Origin of the sequence: Salinicola tamaricis (genome assembly GCF_003006155.1) — a bacterium.
GTDB classification, from domain to species: domain Bacteria; phylum Pseudomonadota; class Gammaproteobacteria; order Pseudomonadales; family Halomonadaceae; genus Salinicola; species Salinicola tamaricis.
The window spans coordinates 2722946-2748653 of record NZ_CP023559.1; the positions used below are offsets into that span (position 1 = coordinate 2722946).

The 25708-nt window shown below is 67.8% G+C and carries 19 protein-coding genes and 8 pseudogenes; 18 read left to right on the forward strand and 9 right to left on the reverse strand.

Annotation, left to right across the window (positions count from 1 at the left end; genetic code table 11):
- Positions 1-37 precede the first annotated feature (37 nt).
- The 4 genes and pseudogenes from nirB to CN538_RS12540 all read right to left on the reverse strand — a co-directional run.
- Positions 38-2577, reverse strand: a pseudogene (gene nirB, locus CN538_RS12530) (nitrite reductase large subunit NirB); the annotation flags it as partial.
- Positions 2578-2760: 183 nt separating this feature from the next.
- Positions 2761-2955, reverse strand: a pseudogene (locus tag CN538_RS23005) (NAD(P)/FAD-dependent oxidoreductase); the annotation flags it as partial.
- A gap of 51 nt (positions 2956-3006) precedes the next feature.
- Positions 3007-3177, reverse strand: coding sequence for an FAD-dependent oxidoreductase (locus CN538_RS19965; RefSeq protein ID WP_129591363.1), 171 nt, complete (start codon positions 3175-3177; stop codon positions 3007-3009).
- Complete coding sequence (locus CN538_RS12540; protein WP_106419645.1) at positions 3174-3872, reverse strand: FAD-dependent oxidoreductase; 699 nt, start codon at positions 3870-3872, stop codon at positions 3174-3176. Before CN538_RS12540 ends, CN538_RS19965 begins: the two co-directional genes overlap by 4 nt.
- A 745-nt stretch (positions 3873-4617) precedes the next feature.
- Between CN538_RS12540 and CN538_RS12545 the strand changes: the two are divergent.
- Positions 4618-7361, forward strand: a pseudogene (locus tag CN538_RS12545) (nitrate reductase).
- Positions 7362-7431: 70 nt separating this feature from the next.
- A complete protein-coding gene (cobA, locus tag CN538_RS12550) occupies positions 7432-8256 on the forward strand; it encodes a uroporphyrinogen-III C-methyltransferase (protein WP_106420641.1) in 825 nt (274 codons plus the stop codon).
- Between the two features lie 189 nt (positions 8257-8445).
- Here the strand turns inward: cobA and CN538_RS12555 are convergent.
- The 5 genes and pseudogenes from CN538_RS12555 to CN538_RS12575 form a co-directional block, all read right to left on the reverse strand.
- A pseudogene (locus CN538_RS12555) lies at positions 8446-9753 on the reverse strand (MFS transporter); the annotation flags it as partial.
- Between the two features lie 129 nt (positions 9754-9882).
- Entirely contained in the window at positions 9883-10251 is a 369-nt protein-coding gene (locus CN538_RS23010) for an ANTAR domain-containing protein (RefSeq protein WP_242495074.1), read from the reverse strand.
- 415 nt (positions 10252-10666) lie between these two features.
- Positions 10667-11389, reverse strand: a pseudogene (locus tag CN538_RS23015) (nitrate- and nitrite sensing domain-containing protein); the annotation flags it as partial.
- 321 nt (positions 11390-11710) lie between these two features.
- Positions 11711-12064: a hypothetical protein gene (locus CN538_RS12570; RefSeq protein ID WP_106419647.1), complete on the reverse strand. Its 354-nt coding sequence runs from the start codon at positions 12062-12064 to the stop codon at positions 11711-11713.
- Positions 12061-12534, reverse strand: a complete 474-nt coding sequence (locus CN538_RS12575; RefSeq protein ID WP_106419648.1) for a hypothetical protein — start codon at positions 12532-12534, stop codon at positions 12061-12063. Before CN538_RS12575 ends, CN538_RS12570 begins: the two co-directional genes overlap by 4 nt.
- A gap of 183 nt (positions 12535-12717) precedes the next feature.
- Here CN538_RS12575 and CN538_RS12580 point away from each other — a divergent pair, with 183 nt between their 5' ends.
- From CN538_RS12580 to CN538_RS12640, 16 genes and pseudogenes are all read left to right on the forward strand, one after another.
- Positions 12718-13086, forward strand: a complete 369-nt coding sequence (locus CN538_RS12580; protein WP_106419649.1) for a PepSY domain-containing protein — start codon at positions 12718-12720, stop codon at positions 13084-13086.
- A gap of 241 nt (positions 13087-13327) precedes the next feature.
- Positions 13328-13999, forward strand: a complete 672-nt coding sequence (locus CN538_RS12585; RefSeq protein ID WP_106419650.1) for a winged helix-turn-helix domain-containing protein — start codon at positions 13328-13330, stop codon at positions 13997-13999.
- A gap of 68 nt (positions 14000-14067) precedes the next feature.
- Entirely contained in the window at positions 14068-15123 is a 1056-nt protein-coding gene (locus tag CN538_RS12590) for a sensor histidine kinase N-terminal domain-containing protein (protein WP_340638107.1), read from the forward strand.
- Positions 15099-15398, forward strand: a complete 300-nt coding sequence (locus CN538_RS25290) for an ATP-binding protein (RefSeq protein WP_340638340.1) — start codon at positions 15099-15101, stop codon at positions 15396-15398. Before CN538_RS12590 ends, CN538_RS25290 begins: the two co-directional genes overlap by 25 nt.
- Positions 15399-15492: 94 nt before the next feature.
- Positions 15493-16440: pseudogene (locus CN538_RS12595) on the forward strand (sugar-binding transcriptional regulator).
- 265 nt (positions 16441-16705) lie between these two features.
- Positions 16706-18017 (forward strand): annotated as a pseudogene (locus CN538_RS12600) (ABC transporter substrate-binding protein).
- A gap of 131 nt (positions 18018-18148) precedes the next feature.
- Positions 18149-19034: pseudogene (locus CN538_RS12605) on the forward strand (carbohydrate ABC transporter permease).
- A 13-nt stretch (positions 19035-19047) separates the two neighbouring features.
- On the forward strand, positions 19048-19869 hold the full coding sequence (locus CN538_RS12610; RefSeq protein WP_106419652.1) for a carbohydrate ABC transporter permease: 822 nt from the start codon (positions 19048-19050) through the stop codon (positions 19867-19869).
- 10 nt (positions 19870-19879) lie between these two features.
- Positions 19880-21025, forward strand: coding sequence for an ABC transporter ATP-binding protein (locus CN538_RS12615; protein WP_106419653.1), 1146 nt, complete (start codon positions 19880-19882; stop codon positions 21023-21025).
- A 10-nt stretch (positions 21026-21035) separates the two neighbouring features.
- Positions 21036-21173 (forward strand): hypothetical protein, encoded by a 138-nt coding sequence (locus CN538_RS25295; protein ID WP_340638108.1) that lies wholly within the window; start codon positions 21036-21038, stop codon positions 21171-21173.
- Positions 21170-21709, forward strand: a complete 540-nt coding sequence (locus CN538_RS12620) for an HAD family hydrolase (protein WP_340638109.1) — start codon at positions 21170-21172, stop codon at positions 21707-21709. The genes CN538_RS25295 and CN538_RS12620 overlap by 4 nt, the downstream gene beginning before the upstream one ends.
- 146 nt (positions 21710-21855) lie before the next feature.
- Complete coding sequence (locus CN538_RS12625; protein WP_106419654.1) at positions 21856-22638, forward strand: L-iditol 2-dehydrogenase; 783 nt, start codon at positions 21856-21858, stop codon at positions 22636-22638.
- A 1-nt stretch (position 22639) separates the two neighbouring features.
- Complete coding sequence (locus tag CN538_RS12630; RefSeq protein ID WP_106419655.1) at positions 22640-23608, forward strand: sugar kinase; 969 nt, start codon at positions 22640-22642, stop codon at positions 23606-23608.
- 87 nt (positions 23609-23695) lie between these two features.
- Positions 23696-24115, forward strand: coding sequence for a class II D-tagatose-bisphosphate aldolase non-catalytic subunit (locus CN538_RS26370; RefSeq protein ID WP_422917584.1), 420 nt, complete (start codon positions 23696-23698; stop codon positions 24113-24115).
- The gene (locus CN538_RS12635) at positions 24058-24909 is read left to right on the forward strand and encodes a class II D-tagatose-bisphosphate aldolase non-catalytic subunit (protein ID WP_422917585.1); all 852 of its coding nucleotides are present in this window, start codon (positions 24058-24060) and stop codon (positions 24907-24909) included. Before CN538_RS26370 ends, CN538_RS12635 begins: the two co-directional genes overlap by 58 nt.
- Positions 24910-24919: 10 nt before the next feature.
- On the forward strand, positions 24920-25669 hold the full coding sequence (locus CN538_RS12640; protein ID WP_106419656.1) for a GolD/DthD family dehydrogenase: 750 nt from the start codon (positions 24920-24922) through the stop codon (positions 25667-25669).
- Positions 25670-25708: the final 39 nt, after the last annotated feature.

Sequence of the window (25708 nt, forward strand, 5' to 3'; positions counted from 1 at the left end):
TTATCTCCACGGCCAGCGAAGCGATCTCCTCGGCCCGCGCCGGACGTGGCTGATCACGTTCGCTCACGCTGACGATATCGGGGTCGGGGCGTTGGTCGTTGACGAAGGTACGGAAGCGCTTGAGCTTCTCCGGGTCCTTGAGTGCGCCGGCCCACTCGCACTCGTAGCGGTCGACCACCTGCTGCATCTGCGCCTCCAGCTCGGCGCCCAGGCCGAGGCTGTCTTCCAGGATCACCTGCTTGAGATAGTCGAGACCGCCGTCGAGGTTCTCGCGCCATACCGAGGTGCGCTGCAGCTTGTCCGCGGTGCGGATGTAGAACATCAGGAAGCGGTCGATGGTGCGCAGCAGCGTGGCGTCGTCGAGATCGGTGGCGAACAGCTCGGCGTGACGCGGGCGCATGCCGCCGTTGCCGCAGACATAGAGGTTCCAGCCGTGCTCGGTGGCGATCACCCCGACGTCCTTGCTCTGCGCCTCGGCACACTCGCGGGTGCAGCCGGAGACGGCGAACTTGAGCTTGTGCGGCGAGCGTAGGCCCTTGTAGCGATTCTCGATGGTCAGTGCCATGGCGACACTGTCCTGCACGCCGTAGCGGCACCAGGTACTGCCGACGCAGGATTTCACCGTGCGCGTCGACTTGCCGTAGGCGTGGCCGGTCTCGAAGCCGGCTTCGATCAGCTCGCGCCAGATCTCCGGCAGTTCGTGGAGCTGGGCGCCGAACAGGTCGATGCGCTGGCCGCCGGTGATCTTGGTGTAGAGCGCATACTTCTTGGCCACCGCGCCGATCGCGATCAGCTTGTCCGGGGTGATCTCGCCGCCGGGGATGCGCGGCACCACCGAGTAGGTGCCGTTCTTCTGCATGTTGGCCATGAAGGTGTCGTTGGTGTCCTGCAGCGGAATCAACGACGGCTCGGCGATCGGCGCATTCCAGCACGAGGCCAGGATCGAGGCCACCGCCGGCTTGCAGATGTCGCAGCCCAGATGCCCCTTGCCGTGGCGCGCATGCAGCGCCTCGAAGCTCTCGATGCCCTCGACGCGTACCAGGTCGTAGAGCGCCTGACGGGTGAAGGCGAAATGCTCGCACAAGCTCTTGTCGACGGCGATGCCGCGACTTTCGAGCTCATGTTCGAAGACCTGCTTGAGCAGGGCGGTGCAGCCGCCGCAGCCGGTGCTCGCTTTGGTCTCGGCCTTGAGCGAGGCGAGATCGGTGCAGCCCTGGGCCACCGCCTGGCACACCGCGCCCTTGGTCACGTTGTGGCACGAGCAGATAGCGGCGCTCTCGGGCAGCGCATCGGCCCCCAGCAGCGGTGCACCCTCGCCCTGGGGCAGGATCAGACTGGCGGGGTCGGCGGGGAGGGGAATGGCATTCTGCAGTACTGCAGCAGCGTGTCGTAGTAGCCGTTGTCGCCCACCAGCACCGCGCCGAGGGCGCGCTTGCCGTCGGCGGAGACCACCAGGCGGCGGTAGCCGTGGCCTGCTTCATCGATGAAGCGCTAGCTCACTGCCCCCTCGGTGGTGGCGTGGGCGTCGCCGATCGAACCCACGTCAACGCCGAGCAGCTTGAGCTTGGTCGACATGTCGGCGCCGCTGAAGGGTTCGCAGACATCGTCGAGACAGCCGGCAATGGTGCGCGCCATGGTGTAGCCGGGGGCGACCAGGCCGAAGATCCGGCCGTTCCACAGCGCGCACTCGCCGATGGCGAAGATCGCCGGGTCGGAGGTGACGCAGGTGTCGTCGATGACGACCCCGCCGCGTTCGCCGACCGCCAGGCCGCACTCCCGCGCCAGCCGGTCCTGCGGGCGGATACCGGCGGAGAACACGATCAGATCGGTCTCCAGCCAGGTGCCGTCGGTGAAGTTCATGCGATAGCGGTGATCCTCGCCGGCCACGATCCTCGCGGGTGGCGCGATCCACATGCACACCCACGCCGAGCGCTTCGATACGCGCCCGCAGCGCCTGACCGCCCTCGGCATCGAGCTGCACCGGCATCAGGCGTGGCGCGAACTCGACCACATGGGCCTCCAACCCCAGCGACTTGAGCGCGTTGGCCGCCTCCAGCCCCCAGCGCCCGCCGCCGACCCCCCACCCCGCGGGGGCTTCACGCTGTGCCACTGACGCCGCCGCGGCGCGAATCTGGTCGAGGTCATCGAGGGTGCGGTAGACCAGCGGGCGTGGCCGCTGGCGTCCTCCGCCGGGGTCGGAATCGGCGGCACGAAGGGGTAGGAGCCGGTGGCCAGGATCAGGCGGTCGAAGGGGAGCGGCCGGCGGCGCTGACCACCTCGCGGCTCTCGCGGTCGATCGCGCTGATGCACTCGCCCAGCCGCAGCTCGATGCCGTGGCGGGCGCAGAAGTCGGCGTCGCCGAGTGCAGGGCCTCGGCGTCGCTGCCGCCGAAGTAGTCGGAGAGGTGCACCCGGTCGTAGGCGCGGTGGCGCTCCTCGCCGAACACGGTGATCGTATAGCGCTGGTGGAGATCACGGGCGACCAGCTGCTCGAGGCAGTAGTGGCCGACCATGCGTTGCCGATCACGATCAGGCGTGCCGGGGGTATCGGCTGCCGGAGTGGTAGCGTCGCGGTCATGCCGCTTCCTCCTGGGTCGGTTGGGCCTCTGTGGCCAGATGACGTTCGATGTCGCGGGGGCCGAAACAGCAGCGCTTCGCGACAGGGGGGCAGGGGCGTGGCCGCCTGGGCCAGGGCGAAGAGCGCCGGGCCGGCGGCGGTGTCGCCGTAGAGCAGGGCCCCGATCAGACGCGAGTCGCGCAGCAGCAGCCGGCGGTAGTCGCCGTGCTCGGCATCGGCATAGGTGAGCACCTCAGTGGCGGCGTCCTCGGCCTCGGCCGGGCCGAAGGCGTAGAGCGAGACCCCGGCGACCTTGAGCCGGGTGGCGCAGTCGCGACGCACATAGCCGGGTGTGGTGGCCTGGCCCGGAGCGTCGGCGCACAGATGCGCGGCAAGCACCTCGACTGCTGCCAGATGGGCTCGACCAGCCCCACGGTGTCGCCCTCGAATTCAGACTCTCCAGCGCATGGATTGTGGGTCGCTAGTGGTCAGGTGGGCGTCGACGCGAATGCCGCGAGCGACGTCGAGGCCGGCGCGTCTGCCCAGCTCGCTGTGGGCCTCGATGCCGGCGGCGATGACCACGCAGTCGGCGGCCAGCCGGCGGCCGTCAGCGAGGGTCACCGCGCAGACGTTACCCGCGGCGTCGCCGTCACAGCGGCGAGGGTGGCGCCGGTCTGAGCGTCAGCCCCGCCGGGCCAGGGTCTGCGCCAGCCAGTCGCGGCGGTGCGGTCCAGCTGCCGGTTCATCAGCCGCTCGCTGCGCTGCAGCAGGGTCACCTCGAGCCGCCGGCGCCAGCCCCTCGGCGGCTTCCAGGCCGAGCAAGCCACCGCCGACCACGATGGCCTGTCGCCCCGGGGGCTGGGCAGCGAGCCAGTCGGCATCGTCGAGATTGCGGAAGGTGCCGACGTTGCCCAGTTCGATGCCCGGGACTGCGGCATCGCAGAGCGCGAGCCGGTGGCCAGGATCAGGCGGTCATAGGCAAGACGCTCGCCCGTCTCCAGCGTGACCTCGCGGGCGGTGCGGTCGATGGCCGTGACGCGCTGGCCCAGGCGCTCGCTGACGCTGACGTTGCCACGCGTCTCGGCGATCTCCAGCGCCAGTGCAGGCCGCGCGATCTCTCCGGCCAGCCAGGGTGACAGCAGCACCCGGTTGTAGGCGGCGGCATGCTCTTCACCGATCAGGGTGATCTGGACATCGAGGCGGCATCGCGCGCGCAGCGTATTGAGCAGGCGATGTCCGGCCATGCCGTTGCCGACGATGATCCAGCGCCGGGGGCCTTTGTTTGGGGGCTCGGCAGGCTGTACGGTCTCTCTCATCTCGTCCTCCCTTGGCGGCGGGCATGCCCCATACAACGCAAAAAGGCGCCTGATGACGCGAAGGAAGAGCTTCGCGGCATCAGGCGCCTTTGCCTGAATATGAATTGATTAAAACGCAGTGCGACCGCCGTTGGCCGCTGCTGTGTTGATCCAAGCGAAGCGCATGCCAGCAAGTCGATATCACCGCCGATTCAGTGGGTTGATACCGGATGGGAGAAAGCGGCGGCGGGTGTCGATGAGCGAGCCTGAGCCTTGACGGTGCAGCGACCGCGTTAACTGCACCATTGGCTGGCATCGGCGTGCGCCAGATTGTGCCGAGCACGCTGATCTGGCCTTGTCGCGCGAGGCAGCTTATTGATAAACAGGCAGAAACATCGAAAAGGCGCGGTTATTGCGCCGTCAACGGGGAGTGGCGTTGACGCCCGCTGCAGCGGGCACCAACGCGACTGACAGGCGGCCAATGAGGGCCGCACGACCATGACACAGTATCCGTGGGCTCGAGGCAGGGCGCGCGGTACGGGCAACGGGGCCCGACACCAGCTACGGCTTGGGGTCGGGCCTTTTTTTGTGCCCACTTTTGTGACCACTTTTGTGACCACCAGCCCTGGCGCAGACGTTCCGAGCAGCGCAGGTACCGCCGATCACGGCTGTTGGCGCATCGAGGGAGGAGTCCATGCCACTATCTCGATCTGCATCTCAACCCACCTCGCCAGCCACGCCCCGAGCCGCGGGCGCCGGCGACGTGATGGATGAGGGCACCACAACCTGCCCGCCTTCTAAGGGCACCACGACTTGCCCTTATTGCGGCGTCGGCTGTGGTGTCGATATCACCTTTAGCGACGGCAAGCCCTCAGCGGTGGCGGGAACGCGCAGCCATCCGGCCAATGGTGGGCGGCTGTGCGTCAAGGGGAGTGCGCTGCACGAGACGCTGGGCCATGAAGGGCGGCTGCTCTATCCCCAGGTGGACGGCCAGCGGGTCGACTGGGACTGCGCGCTCGATACCCTGGCCGAGCGGCTGGCGGCGACCCAGCGCGAGCATGGCCAGCAGTCGGTCGCGGCCTATCTCTCCGGCCAGCTGTTGACCGAGGATTACTACGTCGCCAACAAGCTGTTCAAGGGCTTTCTGGGCACCCCCCACGTGGATACCAACTCGCGGCTGTGCATGGCCTCGGCGGTGAGCGCTTACAAGCGCGCCTTCGGGGCCGACGCCGTGCCCTGCTGCTACGCCGATCTGGAGTGTGCCGAGCTGGTGGTGCTGGTGGGCGCCAACCCGGCCTGGAATCATCCGGTGCTCTACCAACGGCTGAAGGCGGCCAAGCAGCGCAATCCGCTGCTGCGGGTGGTGGTGATCGACCCGCGGGTCACCGACAGCTGCGAGATCGCCGATCTCTATCTGGGGATCGCCCCCGGTAGCGACGCGCGGCTGTTCACTGGCCTGCTGGCCTGGATGGCGGCCAACGGGCGGGTCGACCGCCCCTATCTGGAGCGCCACACCCAGGGGTTCGAACAGACCCTGTCCGCGGCGCGGGAGGACGATGTCTCGCTAGCGGCCATCGCTGCCGACTGCGATATCGACCCTGAGCGCCTGGAGACCTTCTACTACTGGTTCGCCAACCAACTGCACGTGGTCACGCTCTACTCCCAGGGCATCAACCAGTCGAGCAGCGGCAGCGACAAGTGCCAGGCGATCATCAACTGCCATCTGGCCGGCGGCAAACTGGGCCTGCCCGGTGCCGGGCCGTTCTCGATCACCGGCCAGCCCAATGCCATGGGTGGGCGCGAGGTCGGCGGTCTGGCCAATCAGTTGGCGGCGCATATGGATTACGACTCGCCAGGGGCGATCGACCGGGTGACCCGTTTCTGGCGCGCACGCCGGGGCTGACGCCGAGCCTGCCCGAAGGGCCGGGGTTGAAGGCGGTGGCACTGTTCGAGGCGATCGAGCGCGGCGAGATCCAGGCGCTGTGGATCATGGCCACCAATCCGGTGGTCAGCCTGCCGCGGGCCGACCACATCAAGCGCATTCTGGCCGCCTGTCCGTTGGTGATCGTCTCCGACTGCCTGGCCAACGCCGAGATTCTGGAAGTCGCAGACATCGTGCTGCCGGCCACCGGCTGGTCGGAGAAGGATGGCACCGTGACCAACTCGGAGCGCTGCATCTCGCGCCAGCGTGGGCTGCTGCCGCCGCCGGGGGAGGCACGCCACGACTGGTGGGCGCTGAGCCAGGTCGCCGCCCGCCTGGGTTACGCCGAAGCGTTCGCCTACCACCATCCGGCGCAAATCTTCGCCGAGCATGCCCGGCTCTCGGGGTTCGAGAACGGCGATAGCGCTGCGGGCGCGGAAGAGGCCGGGAGCCCCTGGCGGGTCTTCGATATCTCGAGTCTGGCCGATCTCGACCGCGAAGGCTATGACGCCCTGGCGCCGATCCAGTGGCCGGTCAACGCAAGCGCCCCGGCAGGCACGCCGCGGCTGTTCGTGGATGGCCGTTTCGCCACGCCCGACGGTCGCGCGCGGCTACTGCCGGTGCGCCCCCGCGCCCCGGCACAGGCGCTCGCGGCGCACTATCCCTTGCGTCTCAACACCGGTCGCATCCGCGATCAGTGGCACACCATGACGCGTACGGCCCGCGCGCCCCGCTTGATGAATCACCGCGCCGAGCCGTTCGTCGAGATCCACCCGCGGAATGCCGCCGACGCCGGTATCCAGGATCAGCAACTGGTCGAACTGGCGGCGCCCGGCGGGCGCTATCGGGCCCGCGCGCGCCTGGCCAAGGCGCAACGCCGCGGCGAGCTGTTCGCACCGATGCACTGGAACGCGGCCTTCAGCGGTCGTGCCAAGGTCAATGCGCTGATCCAGGCCCATGTCGACCCGCTCTCCGGGCAACCCGAATCGAAGCACGGGGCGGTGGCGCTGCGGCCGCTGCCGGTGGCCTGGGAGGCGACGCTGCTCGTCGCCGACGATCTGGCGATGAGCATCGATCCGCGCCCCGGCTGTGACTACTGGACGCGCATTCCACTTGCCAATGCGCTGCGCTGGCAGCTCGGCGGCGCCCCGGAAAGCGCCGGGCGCGACTGGCTGGGCTGGCTGGCGGCCGAGCTGCCGGTGGCGGTCTCCCAGTGGAGCCGTGACGACGCCCGGGGGCGACTGCGCGCCAGCGGTATCGAAGCGGGCCGGCTGCGCTGGTGGCTGCTGGTCGGGCCGCCGGCGTCGCTGCCCGCGCTGCACTGGCTCGAGCAGCGTTTCGCCCGCGGGCTCGAAGGCGATGACCGCCGACGTGTCCTGGCCGGCTGCGATAGCGGCGCCGAGGATGACGGCGCCATCGTCTGTAGCTGCCATCAGGTCGGCCAGCGGCGCATCGTCGCCGCGATCCGCGCCGGCGATACCAGCGTGGAGGCGCTGGGAGCGCGGCTTGCCTGCGGCACCCAGTGCGGCTCCTGCCAACCCGAATTGAAAGCGCTGATCGAAGAGGAGAGCGCCCATGTCGATGCCTGAACTCAGTATCCACGATTCTCGTTTCGGTGCCCGCTGGGCGCGGCTATGGCAGCGCGGTCGCCAGTGGCTGATGCCGGAGACAGTGCGCGGTGTCGATCATGCCGGCGCCGGTATCGGTACCCCAGCCGCCTGCCCACAAGGGCGTGTCAGCCTGGTCGGTGCTGGCCCTGGCGCCGCGGACCTGTTGACCCTGCGCGCCGCCCGGCGGATCGCCGAGGCCGAGGCGGTGGTCTACGACCGCCTGGTCGGCGACGATGTGCTGGCGCTGTTGCCGGCGGGCTGCGAGCGCTACTACGTGGGCAAGGCGCGCGGCCACCACAGCGTGCCCCAGGCGGAGATCGGCGCGCTGCTGGCGAGACTGGCCGCTGCGGGCAAACGGGTGGTGCGCTTGAAAGGGGGCGACCCGGGGGTCTTCGGGCGCGTGGGCGAGGAGCTGGCGGCACTCGCCGCGACCCGAGCCGAGGTCGAGATCGTCCCCGGGCTCACCGCCGCCTCGGCGGCCGTGGCGGCCATGGGTATTCCGCTGACCGACCGCGCCCATGCCCAGCAGTTGCGCTTCGTCACCGCCCAGCTCTGCCGGGAGCAGGGCACGCCGGACTGGGCCGCGCTGGCGCGTCGCGACGAGACGCTGGTGTTCTACATGGGGTTGTCCAAGGTGGCGGCGATCTGCCACGGCCTGCGCGGTGCCGGCCTGCCCAATGACTGGCCGATGATGCTGATCAGCCACGCTTCGCTGCCCGAGCAGCAGGCGCTGGTGGGCACCCTGGCGGACATGCCCGCACGGCTGGCCGAGTCGCCGCTACCGTCGCCCTGTCTGATCGTGGTGGGCAGCGTGGTGGCGATGACCCACACCTCGCCCGCAGCGCCGACGGTGATGCCGACGAGCGTCGAGTAATCGTGCTGGATACCTGGCCCGTTACGCGGGCCGGGGGACTGGCGATGGTAGTGATGATAGACGTGGTGAAAAGAGCGATACCCACAGCGCGGGCCCGATCGGCCCGCGCTGTGGGGTCTGGCGCCAGCGCTCAGCGGGTGGCCAGGGCGTCGGGCGGGTCGCGTTGGATCGATAGTCACGACGGCTATCGGCCTCGCGGTAGGCCGCGCCGGCTTCCTCTTCCGCCGCGGGGCTGAAACGGATCGCCCAGGTCGCCAGTGATATCACGGTCACCGTGACGCCGAGATAGAAAAGCCCCTCGATAGGTGAGCGCCTCGCTACGGAACAGGAAGCCCGCGGCGACCGCGCCCGCATTGCCGCCGGCGCCGACGATACCGGCCACCGCGCCCAGGGCGCGCGGGTTGACGAAGGGCACCACGCCGAAGGTGGCGCCTTCGGCCATCTGCACGAACAGGCTGAAGATCAGCATGATGGCGATGGCCACGGCGAGCGTCTGCATCTGGGCGAAGCCCATCAGCGCGATACCCTCGCACAGCATGGCGACGAACAGCCACGTACCCGCCCCTTGAGGCCGCTGACCGCGGGCGAACAGATCCGAGAACACGCCCGCCCAGGGTACGCGCGAACAGGTTCATCAGCCCGAATAGCCCGGCGATCAGCCCGGCGGTGGCGAGGTCGAGGTCGAACTGATCGAAGAAGTAGATGGCGGCGATGTTGTTGATCGTCAGCTCCACCCCGAAGCAGGCCGCATAGACCACGAACAGCGCCCAGACGCGCACGTCCTTGATCGCCGCCATGAAGCTCTGGCCGGCACCGTTGTCCCGATCCACCGGGGGCAGCTCGCCGCGTGCGCGCAGTTCGCTGAAGTTGCCGTCGGGGGCATCCTGGGTGAAGCGGTAGTAGGCCAGCCCGGTCAAGAAGAGCACGATACCCGGCACGACCATGGCCAGGCGCCAGCCCAGCGTTTCGCTGACCCCCAGCATCAGGATGCCGGAGAACACCAGCGGCATCAGGATCTGGGTGGTGCCGCCGCCGAGATTGCCCCAGCCGGCGGTGGTGGCGTTGGCGGTGCCGACCACGTTGGGCGCGAACATCACGCTGGTGTGGTACTGGGTGATGACGAACGAGGCGCCGATCGCGCCGATCGCCAGGCGCGCGAGCAGAAAACTCTCGAAGCTGTCGGCCAGGCCGATCGACATCACCGGCAGCGAGCCCAGGCAGAGCAGCCAGGTGTAGGCCTTGCGTGGTCCGATACGCTCGCACAGCAGGCCGATGGCGAGCCGCACGATCACGGTGATCGCCACCGAGGCGATGATGGTGTTGCCGATCTGGGTCTTGGTCAGACCCAGGTCGTCACGCACTACCGCCATCAACGGGGCGATGCCGAACCAGCCGAAGAAGCAGACGTGAAAGGCGAACCAGGAGATGGAAGGCCCGCATAGGGGGCGTCGAGAAGCTGAAGAGTCGAATCCGATTGGCTTTGTGTCGAATGTCCATGAGTGGAGGTGCTCCGCAGTCGTCGCGAGTATCGCGGGGATAACGCAAAACGGCGCCCATCATCGATTCATGCACTGCATGAACCGACGATGGGCGCCGTTGCCCGATCTGTTGCCGACCCTGTTTGAGTCAGCACGCCAGGGGATGCCTGGGAGCGGACCGCCGTTGGCCCGCCACGAGAGACGAAGCAGGCCGGGTGCCAACATGGCGGTAGTCGAACAAAATCAATTGGCTGACGCCGACGGCTCGGATTTTCCTGGGCGGCGTGGCGGCTGTGCCGCCAGATGTTGGTGCAGCGATGGGCGGGCATGCACCAGCGCGTGAGCCGCTGGAAGATAGGGGGGCGGGACCGCCCGCCGTCGGGTCACGTGTCCGGCTCGAACATCTCGACCACTTGAATGACGTGCGCGCTACCTCGATCAGCGGCTTGCTCTGATCCATGGCGGTCTTGCGCAGCAAGCGGTAGGCCTGCGCCTCCGAGAGCTGCTGATGGGTCATCAGCAGACCCTTGGCGCGTTCGATCTCGCGCCGCTCGCGCAGCGCCTGGCGGGTGCTCTCGAGCTCGTCGCCAATGCGCTGCAGGCGCGCGTTCTGGGCCTGTACCAGCTCGACCAGCGAACGGTTGAAGCGCGACTCGATGGTGTCGAGACTCAGCGCACCGGCGTGCTCCTGCTGATGCTGCGCGAACAGCGCCACCGGGCTGGCCCAGAGTAGCGCCTGGGGCAGGGCATCCGGGCCTTCCGCCGCGTTGGGGCGCTCGGCCTGCTGCAGGCGCTGGCGGCAGCACTCGCGCAGCGCGTCGAGCAGGCGCGTCTCCTCCCATGCATGGCGTCGATGCGCTGGGTGGCGACGGCGCCCACTGCTCCCCGGGTTCTCGCAGGGGTCGGGCTAGCGGCTTGCCGCTGCAGGCGAGCTCACGCAGGGCTTCGAAGGTGTCATTGAGCGGGCCAGACTGGAGCTGCTGCCAGCGGGCCAGGCTGTCGGGGCTGGTGAACTCGGCGAAGGTATCGAAGCAGCGGCGCTGGCTACCGATCAGCGTCTCCAGGGTATCGCGATGGGGCGCGTCGAAGTGTGCCAGGGTGAAACCGAGGGCGCCGCAGGCACGCTCCTGGCCGGCCAGCTCCTTGCCCTGGATGAAAAACAGGCTCACCAGCCGGCGCATGATGTCGGGGTCGCTGGCGGTGTCGGCGGCCTCGAAGATCACCTGCAGTAGATGGCCGATCAACTGGTTGAAGGCGCGCAGGGTGTCGTCGGCGCTGAGCTGCTGGGTGGCGATGCGCTGGCGCAGATCGGGCAGTCCATCCAGGTCCTGCCAGACCGCGGCGACGCTCAGCAGCAGGCGTACGTTGGCCAGGCCGGGCGGAAGAGCGCCGCCGGCGTCCGGCGCGGTCCAGGGTGCCAGACGCTGCTCCAGAGTGGCCTGGGCACGTTCGCTGTCGGCCACGCGCTGATCGCGCTGCGCGCCGAAGCGGCTGCCCGCGGAACCAAGGTAGATGATCGAGCTGCCACGCTCGCGCTGCAGGGCGTGCACGCAGCGGCTGATGTCGGTCACCACGGCAACGGTTGCGGAGAGCGCCGCGAGCTGCTCGCGCTGGAGCGTTCTGGCCGCTTGCAGCAGCCGTCGGGTAGCGGTCATGGGGTAGCCTGGGCGTTATTGTTGTGGGTAACGGTGCGCTGGTTAGCATCCGTGCGACCAAGGTCTAAGAAAACTCTATCGCGTCTCGCCACGCCACGCACGCTCGTCTTGATTCGGGGCGTGGGGTAGGGAGCGGAAGTCGCTGGCGTGCTGTCGGGGCGGAGAAGGGCGTGGCGGCGCCCACGGCCTGCCGCTGGCGGTAGAGCGACTGTGCCGACGCCGTGAGACTCACGGCGTCGGCGCGGTCGGCCTGGCTATGTGGGCAATCTGACTAGGTGGGCAAGCTGACTATGTGGGCAATCTGGCAGGAGTAAGGCGTTTTCAGCGCTCGGAGCGCACCTCGTACTCGCCCTCCAGCACACGCTGGCTGCGGGGCTCACCGCTGGGCTCGGTGTGGTCGGCGCTACCGCCGGCGTACTGGGCGCGAGAGGCGCGGACCTGCTCGGCGCGCTTTTTCATGCGGTGGCGCAGGAAGGGCAGCATGGCCCAGCCGACGAGCAGGAAGAACAGCCCCAGCAGGGTGCCGACGAACAGCACAATCCCGAAGATCAGCCAGGTGAAGAGCATTCTCAGGCCGCTCGCGCCCTGGCCGGGGCGTGTCTTGTCGACCCGCTCGCGCCACTGCTGCGCGGCGCGCCAGGCGGCGTTTTGCTGCTGTTGGCGATGATCGGTCATCGGGTCTCTCCGGTGGCGGTGAGGGCGTCGCGGCGCAGGTCGAGATCGAGATCGCGCTGGTTGGCGTCGTAGCCTTCGATCTCGACGTGCCCATTACTATCGACCTCGAGTTCGTCGAAGCGTTGCATCCCGCGGGCCTGTGCCAGGCTCAGCGCCTGACGTAGCTGGTCGCCGGTGAGGCTCCAGTCGGGCACGCTGGAGCGGCGCTGGCTCTCGCGGGTCAGACTGGCGTCGTCGAGCTGCATCGAGACATCCAGCTCCCAGCCATCGTTGCGCCAGCCCTCGACTTCCAGCACATTGTCGTCGCGATCGACGTCGAGTTTTTCGTAGCGGCTGAAACCGTACTGTTCGGCCTTGCCGAGCAGGCCATCGAGTTCAGCGTAGGAAAGGGTGCCATCGTTGGCCATGGCGCCGGTACTCAGGCCGCAACCCATGGCGACAGCAGGCAGCATCCAGAGACGATATTTCATGTCAGTTCTCCCTGTCTATCCGGCAGCGGGCGCCGCGTGGCGAACGCCCTGTTCCTTCGTTATACGCGGGCCGACCTTGCCCGGGACTGACAGTGCCGTTCATCTGCGGTTCATCGCCTCCGGCCCACGCCAGCGCGGCGGGCGTTCATTCCCGGTTCATTGCCGATGGGTCAGACTGAGCGCATGAAAACGCGCAACGTTATCGCTCTACTGATCGTTCTGCCGTGCCTGGCCAGCGGTGCCTTGGTGCCCGTGTCGGCGGCGGACGACGATGCCGACACGGCGAACCAGAGCTGGCACGATCTCCACCAGGAGGTCAAGGCCGGCCATCTGGTGCCGATGACCGCGATCATGGATTGGCTCGAAGCGCGTTTCGAAGGGCAGATCCTCGAGGTCGAGCTGGAGCAGGACCATGGCCACGGCAGCATCGAGTACGAGGTGGAGATGATCGGCCCCCAGGGTCAGGTGGTGGAGTTCGAGTTCGATGCCACGACCGGCGAGCTACTCAGCATCGAAGGCGTTAATATCGAGGCCATGAAGAAGACGCCTTGAGCCGGCCCGACCTCGAATATCGAGGCGGCTGGGTCGAGACGGTAGCGTCGATGGACTTTAGGTGCTGTTTGAAAAGTCGACGAGCGAAGGCCAGGCAAGGCAAAAATCGGCGAAAACGCGGAGTTTACGGGTTGTAAATGAGCATTTTTGACCGGGCTGGCGCTCCAGCCGATTTTTAACGCCGCATGGGCGAGCACAGTACTTTTCAGACAGTGCCTAGTCGAGGAATGGGAGCCGAGGTATGAAAGTACTGCTGGTCGAGGACGACGCGGCGCTCGCCGACGCGCTGGTGGCGGCGCTGGAGGAGGCCGGCCTGTTGATGGAGTCGACCACCACCGGTAGCGAGGCCGACTATCTGGTGCGCACCGAGCGCTACGACGCGCTGATTCTCGATCTCGGCCTGCCGGATGGGGACGGCACCCGCTGGCTGTCGCAGTGGCGCGAGGACGAGATCGATCTGCCGGTGCTGGTGCTGACCGCGCGCGAGCGCTGGTCGGACAAGGCCGCGGGCTTCTCCGCCGGCGCCGACGACTACGTGGTCAAGCCGTTCGAGACCGCCGAGATCCTGTTCCGCCTGCGCGCCCTGGTGCGCCGCAGTCACGGCCATTCGCACCCGGTGCTGCGGGTCGGCGAGCTGACCCTGGACACTCATACCGGTAGCGTGACTCTGGCTGGGCGGCCGATCACCTTGACCGCCCAGGAGTCGCGCCTGCTCTCTTATCTGATGCACGCCTCGCCGCGCATCGTCAGTCGCGCCGAACTCTCCGAACACGTCTACAACCGTGACCACGAGCCCGACTCCAACGTCATCGACGTGCAGATCAGCCGCCTGCGGCGCAAGTTCGGCCGCGCGCGGATCGAGACGCTGCGCGGCCAGGGCTACCGACTGATCGACCTCGAGGCCGAGGCTTGAGCGCCAGCCGATTCTCGCGCCTGACTCGGGGGAGACACCGGCTTTACTGCGCGCCCCTCGGCACGCGCTTGTTGCTGGCTTCGCTGGTGCTGGTGGTGGTGCTGCTGCCGCTGGCCGGTTTCGGCCTCACTTACAACTTCCGCGAGTCGGCCACGGCCTCCTTCGACAGCCGTCTGGAGTCCCAGCTCAATGCGCTGCTGGCGGGCATTCAGATCGATGGCATGGGCCAGCACCTGCGGCTCAACCGCTCGCTGGGGGATGCGCGCTTCGAGCGGGTCTACTCCGGCTGGTACTGGCAGGTGACCGACGAGGGCGATCTGACCCTCACCTCGCGCTCGCTGTGGGACCAGCGTCTGCCTACCCCCAAGCCCGAGAATGGCGTCAGCGTGTTCGCCATCACCGGACCCCGCGACGAGCCCCTGCGCATGATCGAGCGTGATATCCGCGTGCCCGGCCACCCCAAGGTGATCCGCGTCGCCCTGGCCGGCTCCACCCGCGAACTCGACCGGGAAGTGGGGCGCTTCGAGCGTTTGCTGATCATCTCGCTGGCCACCTTTGCGGTATTGCTGCTGGCCGGACTGGCGCTGCAGATGCGCTGGGGGCTGGCGCCTTTACGGCGTATGTCGGCCAACCTGCGCGCGGTGGAGGAGGGCGAGGCCGAGCGCCTGGATACCCAACTGCCCGCTGAGCTCGAGGAGTTGGCGCTGGCGATGAACAGCGTGCTCGAGCGTGATCGCCGCCTGATCGAGCGCGGGCGCGCCGCCGCGGGCAATCTGGCCCACGCGCTGAAGACCCCGGTGAGCGTGCTCAAGACCCTGGCCGAACGCTTTCCCCCCGAGCAGCGCCAGCCGATCAAACCGAGCTTGCGCGTATCGACGACGCCGTACGCCACCATCTGGCGCGCGCCTCCGCCGCCGGCGGGCTGGCTTTTGCCGGGCGGGTCACCATTGCTGAGGCGATTGCGCCGGTGGTCCAGGGGCTGTCGCGTCTCGCCGAGCGCCGTGGCGTCAGCTTCGAGGCCCAGGTCGACCCTACCGCGACGGCGCGCATCGACCCCCAGGACCTGCAGGAGCTGGTCGGCAACCTGCTCGAGAACGCGCTGCGCTGGGCCGAGGCGCGGGTGATCTTCGTGGTGCGCCGGGCCGAGCACGGGGTGCGCCTGCGGGTCGAGGACGACGGCCCGGGGATGACCCGGGCGCAGAGCGAATCGGCGCTGGCGCGCGGGGTGCGGCTCGACACCAGCGCCGCCGGCTCGGGCCTGGGGCTGGCGATCGTCGAAGATCTGATGGCGCTCTACGGCGGCGAGCTGACTCTGGATCGCGCCCCGCTGGGCGGTCTCGCCGCCGATGTCTGGCTGCCGGCGTCACCGGTCTCGGCGCAGTTGGAGAAGTCCGGCTGAGCGGGCGCCGCGGGCATCGCATTTGCCACCGGTAAGTCGAGGTTGAGATGATTTCATTGCGACACACCCGGCTCGGGCACAGGTAAGACATAGAATGGACAAACACGAACTCAAGCGTGAACAGGCGGCCCGTGCGGCCTGGCTCTCCTATGTCGGTGGGCGCACCCAGGACGAGATCGCTGTCCAGCTGGGGGTCTCGCGCCCTGGCGTCCAGCGCCTGCTGGCGCTGGCTCGGGACGAGGGGCTGGTCAAGATCCGTATCGACCATCCGATCGCCGGCTGTATGGCGATGGGCGATGCCATTCGCGTGCGCTTCGATCTGGCTTTCTGCGACGTGGTGCCCAGCGGCCCCGACGCGATCGGCGGCAACGCCGCCTTCCTTGCTCCCTCCGGTGCCGAGCGTCTGGCCGGGCTGCTCGAAAGCCAGACGCCGCTGACACTCTGCCTCGGCACGGGGCGCTCGGTGCGCGCCGCGGTGGAGGCGCTGGGGGTGATGGCACGCCCGCGCACCGCATCGTTTCGCTGGTGGGCAACGTCGCGCGTGATGGCTCCTCCAACCGCTACGATGGGGTGATGATGCTGGCCGACAAGGTCGGGGCAAGCCGCTTTCTGCTGCCGGCCCCGGTGGTCGCTGCCTCGGTCGAGGAGAAGTCGGTGCTGCTGGCGCAGCCGCTGGTGCAGGCGGTGTTTTCGGTGGCCCGTCAGGCTCAGGCCGGGGTGATCGGAATCGGCCGTATCGACCCGCAGGCGACCCTGTTCCAGGATCACTTCATCAGCCGCGGCGAGCTCGACGAGCTGCTCGCGGCGGGGCCGTGGGCGAGCTGCTGGGCTGGCCGATGAACCTGGCCGGCGAGCTGATCGACTGCCCCTGACCCGGCGCATCACCAGTCTGCCGCTGGCCGAACTCGGCGCACAGCCGCTGATCGGCCTGGCCGGCGGCCGCGACAAGGGCCCAGCGATCCTGAGCGCGCTGCGCGGCGGCGGCTGGCTCAAGGGGCTGGTGACCGACGAGGCCGCAGCGCGATATCTGCTCGAGGCCTGACCTGCAAGCTAGGTATTTTCACCGTCCACTACCGTGATCCCCAGGTAGGCTCGAATAGGCTATAGACCATGGTCGATAGCCCTTTTTCTGCGCGTGCGCTCCATTTTTACCCAATAAAATCAATGCGCTGTGGATTTTTTTCAAGCGTCTTTGGCCAAAGTCTAAGGGTCAGGGGTTTGCTTTTCGCGGCGGGCGAAATGATCATTTGACTACGCTGTGAGTAGATTGATCAAAACAACGCCCGCCCTCGCTGAAGGAGCCCTCCATGCGCCCGATCTTCCTGATACCTGCTGCCGGTGTCGCGCTGCTGACCGCTGGCCGCCCACGCCGAGACCATTACGGTGGCGACGGTCAACAACAACGACATGATCATCATGCAGGGACTGACCGACGAGTTCGAAAAGACCCACCCGGATATCAAGCTCGACTGGGTGGTGCTGGAAGAGAACGTGCTGCGTCAGCGTCTTACCACCGATATCGCCACCAACGGTGGCCAGTTCGATGTCATGACCATCGGCACCTACGAGGTCCCGATCTGGGCCCGGCAGGGTTGGCTGACCGCGCTCGACGACCTGCCCAAGGATTACGACGAGAACGATCTGCTCAAGCCGATCCGCGATGGCCTGAGCCAGAAGGGCAAGCTCTATGCGCTGCCGTTCTACGGCGAAAGTTCGATGATGTACTACCGCAAGGATCTGTTCGACAAGGCCGGCATCCAGATGACCGAGCAGCCGACCTGGAAAGAGGTGCGCGGCTGGGCCGACAAGCTCAACGACCCGGACAACGGGGTCTACGGTATCTGCCTGCGTGGCAAGCCGGGCTGGGGCGAGAACATGGCGTTCCTTTCCACCCTGGTGAACACCTATGGCGGGCGCTGGTTCGACGAGAAGTGGCACCCGGAGATCGACTCGCCGGCGTGGAAGGAAGCGGTCTCGTTCTATGTCGACATGATGAAGAACGATGGCCCCCCGGGCGCCACCTCCAACGGCTTCAACGAGAACCAGGCGCTATTCTCCAGCGGCAAGTGCGGCATCTGGGTCGACGCCACCTCGGCGGCGGGGCGCATCTTCGACCCCAGCGAGTCCAAGGTCGCCGACGAGCTCGGCTTCGCTCCGGCGCCGATCGCCAAGACACCCAAGGGCTCGCACTGGCTGTGGTCCTGGGCCCTGGCCATCCCGCAGTCGTCGCAGTCCAAGGATGCCGCCAAGACCTTCATCACCTGGGCGACCTCCAAGGGTTTATGTCGACCTGGTCGGTGAGAAGAAGGGCTGGACCAGCGTCCCTCCGGTACCCGCAAGTCGACCTATGACAATCCCAAGTATCAGCAGGCCGCGCCCTTCGCCGACTTCGTACTCAAGGCGATCGAGACGGCCGATCCCACCGACCCGAGCGCCAAGCCAGTGCCTTACACCGGGGTGCAGTACGCCGATATCCCCGAGTTCCAGGCGATCGGCACCCAGGTCGGCCAGATGATCGCCGCCGCCCTGGCTGGGCAGCAGACGGTCGACCAGGCGCTGAGCAACGCGCAGCGCAGTGCCGACCGCACCATGCGTCAGGCCGGCTACTACAAGGATTGATCCGGTACAAGGACTGATCCGGCAGGACGAGGATCGTCCCGGCGCCCGCTCGCGGGCGCCATCGACTGTCACGGCGCGGCCGGATCGAACTCGGCCGCGCTTCCCTCCCACGCTTACCGATGGGCCTAGCCATGCGTCATAGAGCTTCCGGTCGCACCGTAGCGGAATGCGTTCGTTCCTGCTGCAGGCGCCGCTGTCTCCCTGCTGCTGTTGTGGATGCTGGTACCGCTGTGCATGACGCTGTGGTTCTCGTTCCAGCGTTACAACCTGCTCAACCCGTTTATCTCCGGCTTCGCCGGGGTCGACAACTACACCTACCTGCTCACCGATCCGGCGTTGTGGACGGCGATGGGCAATACCCTGCTGCTGGTCGGCTGGGTGCTGGCGATCACCGTGGTCGGCGGTACGCTGCTGGCGGTGCTGTTCCAGCAGGAGTTCTTCGGTCGCGGCATCGCGCGGCTGCTGGTGATTGCGCCGTTCTTCGTCATGCCCACGGTCAGCGCGCTGATCTGGAAGAACATGATGATGCACCCGGTCAACGGGGTGCTGGCGTGGCTGTTCAATCTGTTCGGTTTCCAGGCGGTGGACTGGTTCTCGTCGCTGCCGCTGACCTCGATCATCCTCATCGTGTCGTGGGAGTGGCTGCCGTTCGCGCTGCTGATCCTGCTCACCGCGATCCAGTCCCTCGACGACGACCAGGTCGAGGCGGCGCGCATGGATGGTGCCGGGCCCATCGCGATCTTCTGGTTCATCACCCTGCCGCACCTGAAGCGGGCGATCAGCGTGGTGATCATGATCGAGATGATCTTCCTGCTCACGATCTTCGCCGAGATCTTCGTCACCACCTCCGGCGGGCCGGGGCTGGCGTCGACCAATCTGGCCTACCTGATCTATATCCGCGCGCTGCTCGACTTCGATGTCGGCGGGGCGTCCGCCGGCGGCGTGATCGCCATCGTTCTGGCCAACATCGTGGCGATCTTCCTGATCCGCACCGTGGCCCGGCATCTCGAGACCTGAGGCGAGGTAGCGCATGCACTCTTCCATCACCAAGAAACTGGCGATCACGCTGCTGGCCTGGGCCATTGCGCTGGTCGTGTTCTTCCCGATCTTCTGGATGATTCTCACCGGCTTCAAGACCGAGGGCGAAGCGGTGGCGACGCCGCCGAGCCTGTTCTTCGAGCCCACCCTGAGCGGCTACCACGAGGTCATGGCGCGGGCCGACTACGTCAAGTTCGCCATCAACAGCGTGGTGGTGTCGCTCGGCTCGACCCTGCTGGCGCTGTTGATTGCGGTGCCGGCGGCCTACTCGATGGCGTTTTTGCCCACGCCGCGCACCCGCGGCACGCTGCTGTGGATGCTCTCGACCAAGATGCTGCCGCCGGTCGGCGTGCTGATGCCGGTCTATCTGCTGTTCCGCGATCTGGGGCTGCTCGACAGCCTGAGTGGGCTGATCGTGATCTACATGCTGATGAACCTGCCGATCGTGGTGTGGATGCTCTACACCTTTTTCAAGGATGTGCCCAAGGACATCCTCGAGGCGGGGCGCATGGATGGGGCCGGCACCCTGCAGGAGGTGCTCTACCTGCTGGTGCCGCTGACCCTGCCGGGGATCGCCTCCACCGGCCTGCTGTCGGTGATCCTGAGCTGGAACGAGGCGTTCTGGAGTCTCAACCTGACTACCTCCAGCGCGGCCCCGCTGACCGCCTTCATCGCGTCGTTCTCGAGCCCCGAAGGGCTGTTCTGGGCCAAGCTCTCCGCCGCCTCGACGATGGCCATCGCGCCGATTCTGATCCTCGGATGGATGACCCAGAAACAGATGGTCCGCGGCCTGACCTTCGGCGCCGTCAAATAAGGAATTCATCATGGCAACGCTCGAACTCAACAATATCGTCAAGGACTTCGCCGGCACTCAGGTGATCAAGGGCGTCGACCTGGAGGTCAAGGATCGCGAGTTCGTGGTCTTCGTCGGCCCCTCCGGCTGCGGCAAGTCGACCCTCTTGCGCATGATCGCCGGGCTGGAGAGTGTCTCCAGCGGTGACATCCTGATCGACGGCCAGCGCATGAACGAGGTCGGCCCGGCCGAGCGCGGGCTGTCGATGGTGTTCCAGAGCTATGCGCTCTACCCGCACATGAGCGTCGAGGACAACATGGGCTTCAGCCTGCGCCTGGCCAAGGTGCCCAAGGCCGAGCGCCGTGAAAAGGTGCTCGAGGCGGCGCGCATCCTGCAGCTCGAGAACCTGCTCGAGCGCAAGCCCAAGGCGCTCTCCGGCGGCCAACGCCAGCGCGTGGCAATCGGCCGTGCGATCGTGCGCAACCCCAGCATCTTTCTGTTCGACGAGCCGCTGTCGAACCTCGACGCTGCCCTGCGGGTGCAGATGCGCATCGAGCTGGCGCGCCTGCATGAAGAGCTCGATGCCACCATGATCTACGTCACCCACGATCAGATCGAGGCCATGACCATGGCCGACAAGATCGTGGTGCTGCAGGGCGGCATCGTCGAGCAGGTGGGCTCGCCGATGGCGCTCTACCACCACCCGCGCAACCGCTTCGTCGCCGGCTTCATCGGCTCGCCGAAGATGAATTTCATCGATGTCGAGGTGCGCGACGCCCGCGGCGAGGGCGTCTCGGTGCGCCTGCCCGGCGGCGGCGAGTATCTGGTACCGGTGGACGCCAGCGGCTGCCAGGCCGGCGACACCCTGAGTCTGGGCATCCGGCCGGAGCATCTGACCCTCGATGACAACGGCCCGCTGGAGGGCGAGATCACGGTGATCGAACGCCTCGGCGGAGTCACCTCGCTCTATGTGCGGTGCCACGGTGAGGAGTGGATCCTGGTCACCGACGGTGAGGTTTCCCACCGCGTGCGCGATAACGTGCGCTTCGGCTTCGCCCCCGCCCGCGCGCACTTGTTCGCGGAAGATGGCTTGGCCCTGACCCACCTCGAGCGTCATCCGCTGGTCGATGTCGAGCGGCGTCAGAACCGCGCCTCGACCGCCGCCGATGTGTCCTGAGGAGGGTGGCATGGGGCTACTGATTTTCGACTGTGATGGGGTGCTGGTCGACAGCGAGACCATCGCCGAAAGCGTGCTGCACGACCAGCTCGCCGCGTGGCTGCCGGACCTGGCCGCCGAGCACGAGCTGAGCGGGCGCTGGGCATGACCACGGCGGCGATTTTGAGCCATCTCGAAGGGCTCAGCGTGCACCAACTGCCGCCGGATGCGCTGCTCAGCATCGATGCGGCCATCGAGCGCCGGCTGGCCGTCGAACTCAAGGCGATCGCTGGTATCAGCGAGGCGATCGACGCCCTCGACCTGCCGCTGGCGATCGTCTCCAACAGCCGCCGCGAGCGGGTGCTCGCCTCGCTCTCCCACACCGGGCTCAACACGCGGCTGGGGACGGCGCCGCTGTTCACCGCCGAGCAGGTGGCGCGGCCCAAGCCGGCGCCGGATGTCTATCTGCTGGCGGCGGAAACGCTCGCCACCGCGCCGGCCGACTGTCTGGTGGTGGAGGACAGCGTCTCCGGCACCCGCGCCGCCTGTGCCGCCGGGATGACGGTGATCGGCTTCACCGGCGCCAGCCATATCGCCGCCGGGCACGCCGCGCGGCTGCGCGATGCCGGGGCCTGGGCGACGCTCGATCACATGGCCGGGCTCGGCGAGCTGGTTGCCCGCTGGCGGCGCTGGCGCGCCGCCTGAGCAGGCCATCCACGGCCGCTTCATCAGAGGTCGTCTATCAAGGGCTTGGCTATCAAAGACTTGACTATCACAGACTTAGCTATGAAAGACCTGGCTATCAAAGATTTGGCTATCAACGACTGCGTGATCAACACAGGAATATGGCGATGAAACTCGACAGGCGTACGGCAGTAGTGACCGGCGGGGCCCGCGGTATCGGACTGGCGATCGTCAGCCGCTATCTGGAGGAGGGCGCGCGGGTGGCGATCGCCGACATCGATCTCGCCGCCGCCGAGCAGGCCGCGGAGGCGCTGGCGGCGCGTCACGGCGATGCGGTGATGGCGGTGCGGCTGGATATCTGCAGCAGCGAGTCGCGCACGGCGATGATCGAGGCGGTCCAGGCACGCCTGGGGCCGATCGACATTCTGGTCAACAACGCCGCGGTGTTCGACATGGCGCCGGTGCTCGAGGTCAGCGAAGCAAGCTACGACAAGCAGTTCGCAGTCAACGTCAAGGGCACCTTCTTTACCCTGCAGGCGGTGGCGGCGCACATGGTCGAGCGCGGTGAGGGTGGCAAGATCATCAATATGGCGTCCCAGGCCGGGCGCCGCGGTGAGGCCCTGGTGAGCATGTACTGTGCCACCAAGGCGGCGGTGATCAGCCTGACTCAGTCCTGCGGGCTCGACCTGATCAAGCATGGCATCCACGTCAACGGCATCGCCCCCGGGGTGGTCGATACCCCGATGTGGGACGAGGTCGACGCGCTGTTCGCTCGCTACGAAGGCCGCCCGCCGGGGGAGAAGAAGCGTCTGGTGGGCGAGGCAGTGCCCTACGGCCGCATGGGGCGCCCGGAGGATCACGTGGGCGCGGCGGTGTTCCTGGCCAGCGCCGATAGCGACTATGTGGTGGCGCAGACGCTCAATGTCGACGGCGGCAACTGGATGAGCTGACATGGTCGATACCGCGCCCACCTTCGACATCGTCACCGCCGGGGAGCTGCTCGCCGAGTTCGTCGCCGAGCGCCGCGGCCAGCGCTTCACCGAGGCGGGGCGCTTTCTCGGCCCCTTTCCCAGTGGGGCACCGGCAATCTTCGCCTCGCAGGCGGCACGCATGGGCGCCCGAGTCGCCTACGCCGGCTGCGTCGGGGCGGATGGTTTCGGCGAGTTGATCCGTGAGCGCCTGACCGCCGACGGTATCGATATCGGCGCGGTCGTCTGCGACCCCGAGCGGCCCACCGGCACCGCTTTCGTGCGCTACCGCGACGACGGCGAACGCGATTTCGTATTCAACCTGGCGCACAGCGCGGCGGCGCGCCTGGCGCTGGACGAGGCCGGGCTCGCCCGGCTCGCCGATACCCGCTACCTGCACGTGATGGGCTCCTCGCTTACCTCGCCGGCGGCGATCGCACTGATCGATGCCCTGGTCGCGCGGGTCCAGGCCCGTGGCGGGCAGGTCAGCTTCGACCCCAATATCCGCCCGGAGCTGATGCGTGATCCGGTCAGCCGCGAGGCGGTCCTGCGCCGGGTCGATGACTGCGACATCTTCCTGCCCAGCGAGGCCGATATTGCCTGGCTGGGGCAGGGCGAGGCGGAAGCCGACACCGTGGCCCGGCTGCTGGCGACCAAGCGTCTGTCGCTGCTGGTGCTCAAGCGCGCCGAGCGTGGCAGCGAAGCCTTCCGCGCTGGCGAGCACCAGCGCGTGGGCGCCTTCAAAGTGACCGAGCGCGACCCCACCGGCGCCGGAGACTGCTTTGGTGGGGCGCTGATCGCCGCGCTCGCCGGGGGTGAGCCGCTCGCCCGCGCCCTGACTCTGGCCAGCGCCGCAGGCGCCCACGCGGTGACCCGGATCGGCCCCATGGAGGGGGCCAGCGACCGTGCCACCCTCGACGCCCTGATCGCATCCCATGGAGATCTCACATGAGCGGCCATCTGCTCGACGCCATCGTCGCCGCCAATCGCGCCGGGGCGGCTCTCAGCGGCATCTACTCGGTCTGCTCGCGCATCGCTGGTGCTCGAGGCGGCCTTCGACCGCGCGCTCGCCGATGGCTCGCCGCTGCTGATCGAGGCGACCTGCAACCAGGTCAATCAGGAGGGCGGCTATACCGGCCAGACCCCCGACGACTTTCGCGCGCGGGTGGTGGCGATCGCCACCCGACGCGGCTTCGACCCGGCACGCCTGATCCTGGGGGCGACCATTGGGTCCCTCGCCGTGGCAGCATCTACCCGCCGCCGAGGCGATGGTACGCGCCGAGGCCCTGGTCGCGGCCTACGCGGCGGCGGGCTTCACCAAGCTGCATCTGGACGCCAGCATGGGCTGCGCCGACGACCCGGCCGCGCTCGACTGCCGAGATCGCGGCTCGGGCCGCGCGCCTGTGTCACGCCGCCGAGGCCGCCGCCGGTGAACGCCGCAGTGAGCTTCGCTATGTGATCGGGACCGAGGTGCCGACCCCCGGCGGTGCCCATGAGCGGCTCGAGGGCGTGGCGGTCACCACCACCGCCGATCTAACAAGCACGCTGGCGGTTCACGCTGAGCGTTTCGCCGCTGAGGGGCTCGACGACGCCTGGCGCCGGGTGCGCGGCGTGGTGGTGCAGCCCGGGGTGGAGTTCGGCCACGCCGAGGTGGTCGATTTCGATCCGGCCGGCGCCCACGCGCTGAGTCAGGCGATCCTCGAGTGGCCGGATCTGGTGTTCGAGGCGCACTCCACCGACTACCAGACGCCGGCGGCCTACCGCGCCCTGGTCGCGGGGCACTTTGCCATTCTCAAGGTCGGCCCCGCGCTGACCTTTGCCATGCGCGAGGCACTGTTCGCCTTGGCCGCCATCGCCGCCGAGGCTCCCTGCATCGAGGCGCCGGACCTGGACGCCGTGGTCGAGCGAGCGATGCTCGACGAACCGCGCTACTGGCGCGCCTACTACCCCGGCGATCCTGCCGAGCAACGCTTCGCCCGGCGCTACAGCCTGAGCGACCGCATTCGCTACTACTGGGGTGTGCCTGCGGTCGCGGCCACGCTGGAGTCGCTGTTCGCCGCGCTGGAAGCGCATCCGCTGCCATTGCCGCTGATCAGTCAGTATCTGCCCGATGCGCATCGGGCGGTCCGCGTCGGCCAGCTCGCCCCCGAGCCGCGCGCGCTGGTGCGCTGGCATATCGAGGGCGTGCTCGACGCCTACGCCCGGGCTTGCCAGGACACGGCCGCCGATGCCCCCGAGCGCGTTTCACTGTGAGGATGACGCCATGACCCAGGTGCAGTTCGACTTCAGCGCCAGCGTGGTGATGATCACCGGCGCGGCCAACGGTATCGGGCGCGAGCTGGCCCAGCGCTTCGCCGCCGCCGGCGCCAGTCTGGTGCTCGTCGACAAGAGCGCCGAGGTCGAGGCCGTGGCCTCGGGGCTGGCAGGGGAGCCCCTGGCCGCGGTGCTCGACATTACCGATGAGGCCGGCGTCGAGGCGCTGGTCGAACGCGCCGTGGCGCACTTCGGGCGTCTCGACGTACTGGTCAACAACGCGGGTATCGGCCCGCTGGCGGCGGCCGAGGCGATGGAGACCGCGCTGTGGGACGCGACCCAGGCGGTCAACCTGCGCGGGGTCTTCTTCGGCTGCCGCGCGGTGGGGCGGCAGATGCTGGCGGCGGGCTACGGGCGCATCGTCAACCTTGCCTCCCAGGCCGCCAGCGTCGGGCTCGAGGGGCATCTCGCCTACTGCACCAGCAAGTCCGGCGTGCTGGGGCTGACCCGCACCCTGGCGCTGGAGTGGGGGCCGCGCGGCATCACCGTCAATGCGGTGTCGCCGACCGTGGTCGACACCGAGCTGGGACGCTACGGCTGGGCCGGTGAGAAGGGCGAGCGGATGAAGGCGCTGATTCCGACCCGGCGCTTCGCCACGCCGGCCGAGATTGCCCATGGGGTGATGTTCCTGGCCTCCAGAGAGGCGGCGATGATCAACGGTGCCGATCTGCGCATCGACGGCGGCTACACCGCGTGCTGATACCTCGCGCCCTGATGCGGCGCCTGCGGATTCAGCCCC

Bases quoted from the DNA above. Each gene is read 5' to 3' on its own strand.
- CN538_RS12570 (WP_106419647.1), bottom strand. From the start codon at position 12,064: ATGACCGATCATCGCCAACAGCAGCAAAACGCCGCCTGGCGCGCCGCG.
- CN538_RS12580 (WP_106419649.1), top strand. From the start codon at position 12,718: ATGAAAACGCGCAACGTTATCGCTCTACTGATCGTTCTGCCGTGCCTG.
- CN538_RS12630 (WP_106419655.1), top strand. From the start codon at position 22,640: ATGGTCGATACCGCGCCCACCTTCGACATCGTCACCGCCGGGGAGCTG.
- cobA (WP_106420641.1), top strand. From the start codon at position 7,432: ATGCCGGAGACAGTGCGCGGTGTCGATCATGCCGGCGCCGGTATCGGT.
- CN538_RS12610 (WP_106419652.1), top strand. From the start codon at position 19,048: ATGCACTCTTCCATCACCAAGAAACTGGCGATCACGCTGCTGGCCTGG.
- CN538_RS12615 (WP_106419653.1), top strand. From the start codon at position 19,880: ATGGCAACGCTCGAACTCAACAATATCGTCAAGGACTTCGCCGGCACT.
- CN538_RS12575 (WP_106419648.1), bottom strand. From the start codon at position 12,534: ATGAAATATCGTCTCTGGATGCTGCCTGCTGTCGCCATGGGTTGCGGC.
- CN538_RS12620 (WP_340638109.1), top strand. From the start codon at position 21,170: ATGACCACGGCGGCGATTTTGAGCCATCTCGAAGGGCTCAGCGTGCAC.
- CN538_RS12585 (WP_106419650.1), top strand. From the start codon at position 13,328: ATGAAAGTACTGCTGGTCGAGGACGACGCGGCGCTCGCCGACGCGCTG.
- CN538_RS12640 (WP_106419656.1), top strand. From the start codon at position 24,920: ATGACCCAGGTGCAGTTCGACTTCAGCGCCAGCGTGGTGATGATCACC.
- CN538_RS25295 (WP_340638108.1), top strand. From the start codon at position 21,036: ATGGGGCTACTGATTTTCGACTGTGATGGGGTGCTGGTCGACAGCGAG.
- CN538_RS12625 (WP_106419654.1), top strand. From the start codon at position 21,856: ATGAAACTCGACAGGCGTACGGCAGTAGTGACCGGCGGGGCCCGCGGT.
- CN538_RS12540 (WP_106419645.1), bottom strand. From the start codon at position 3,872: ATGAGAGAGACCGTACAGCCTGCCGAGCCCCCAAACAAAGGCCCCCGG.
- CN538_RS23010 (WP_242495074.1), bottom strand. From the start codon at position 10,251: ATGACCCATCAGCAGCTCTCGGAGGCGCAGGCCTACCGCTTGCTGCGC.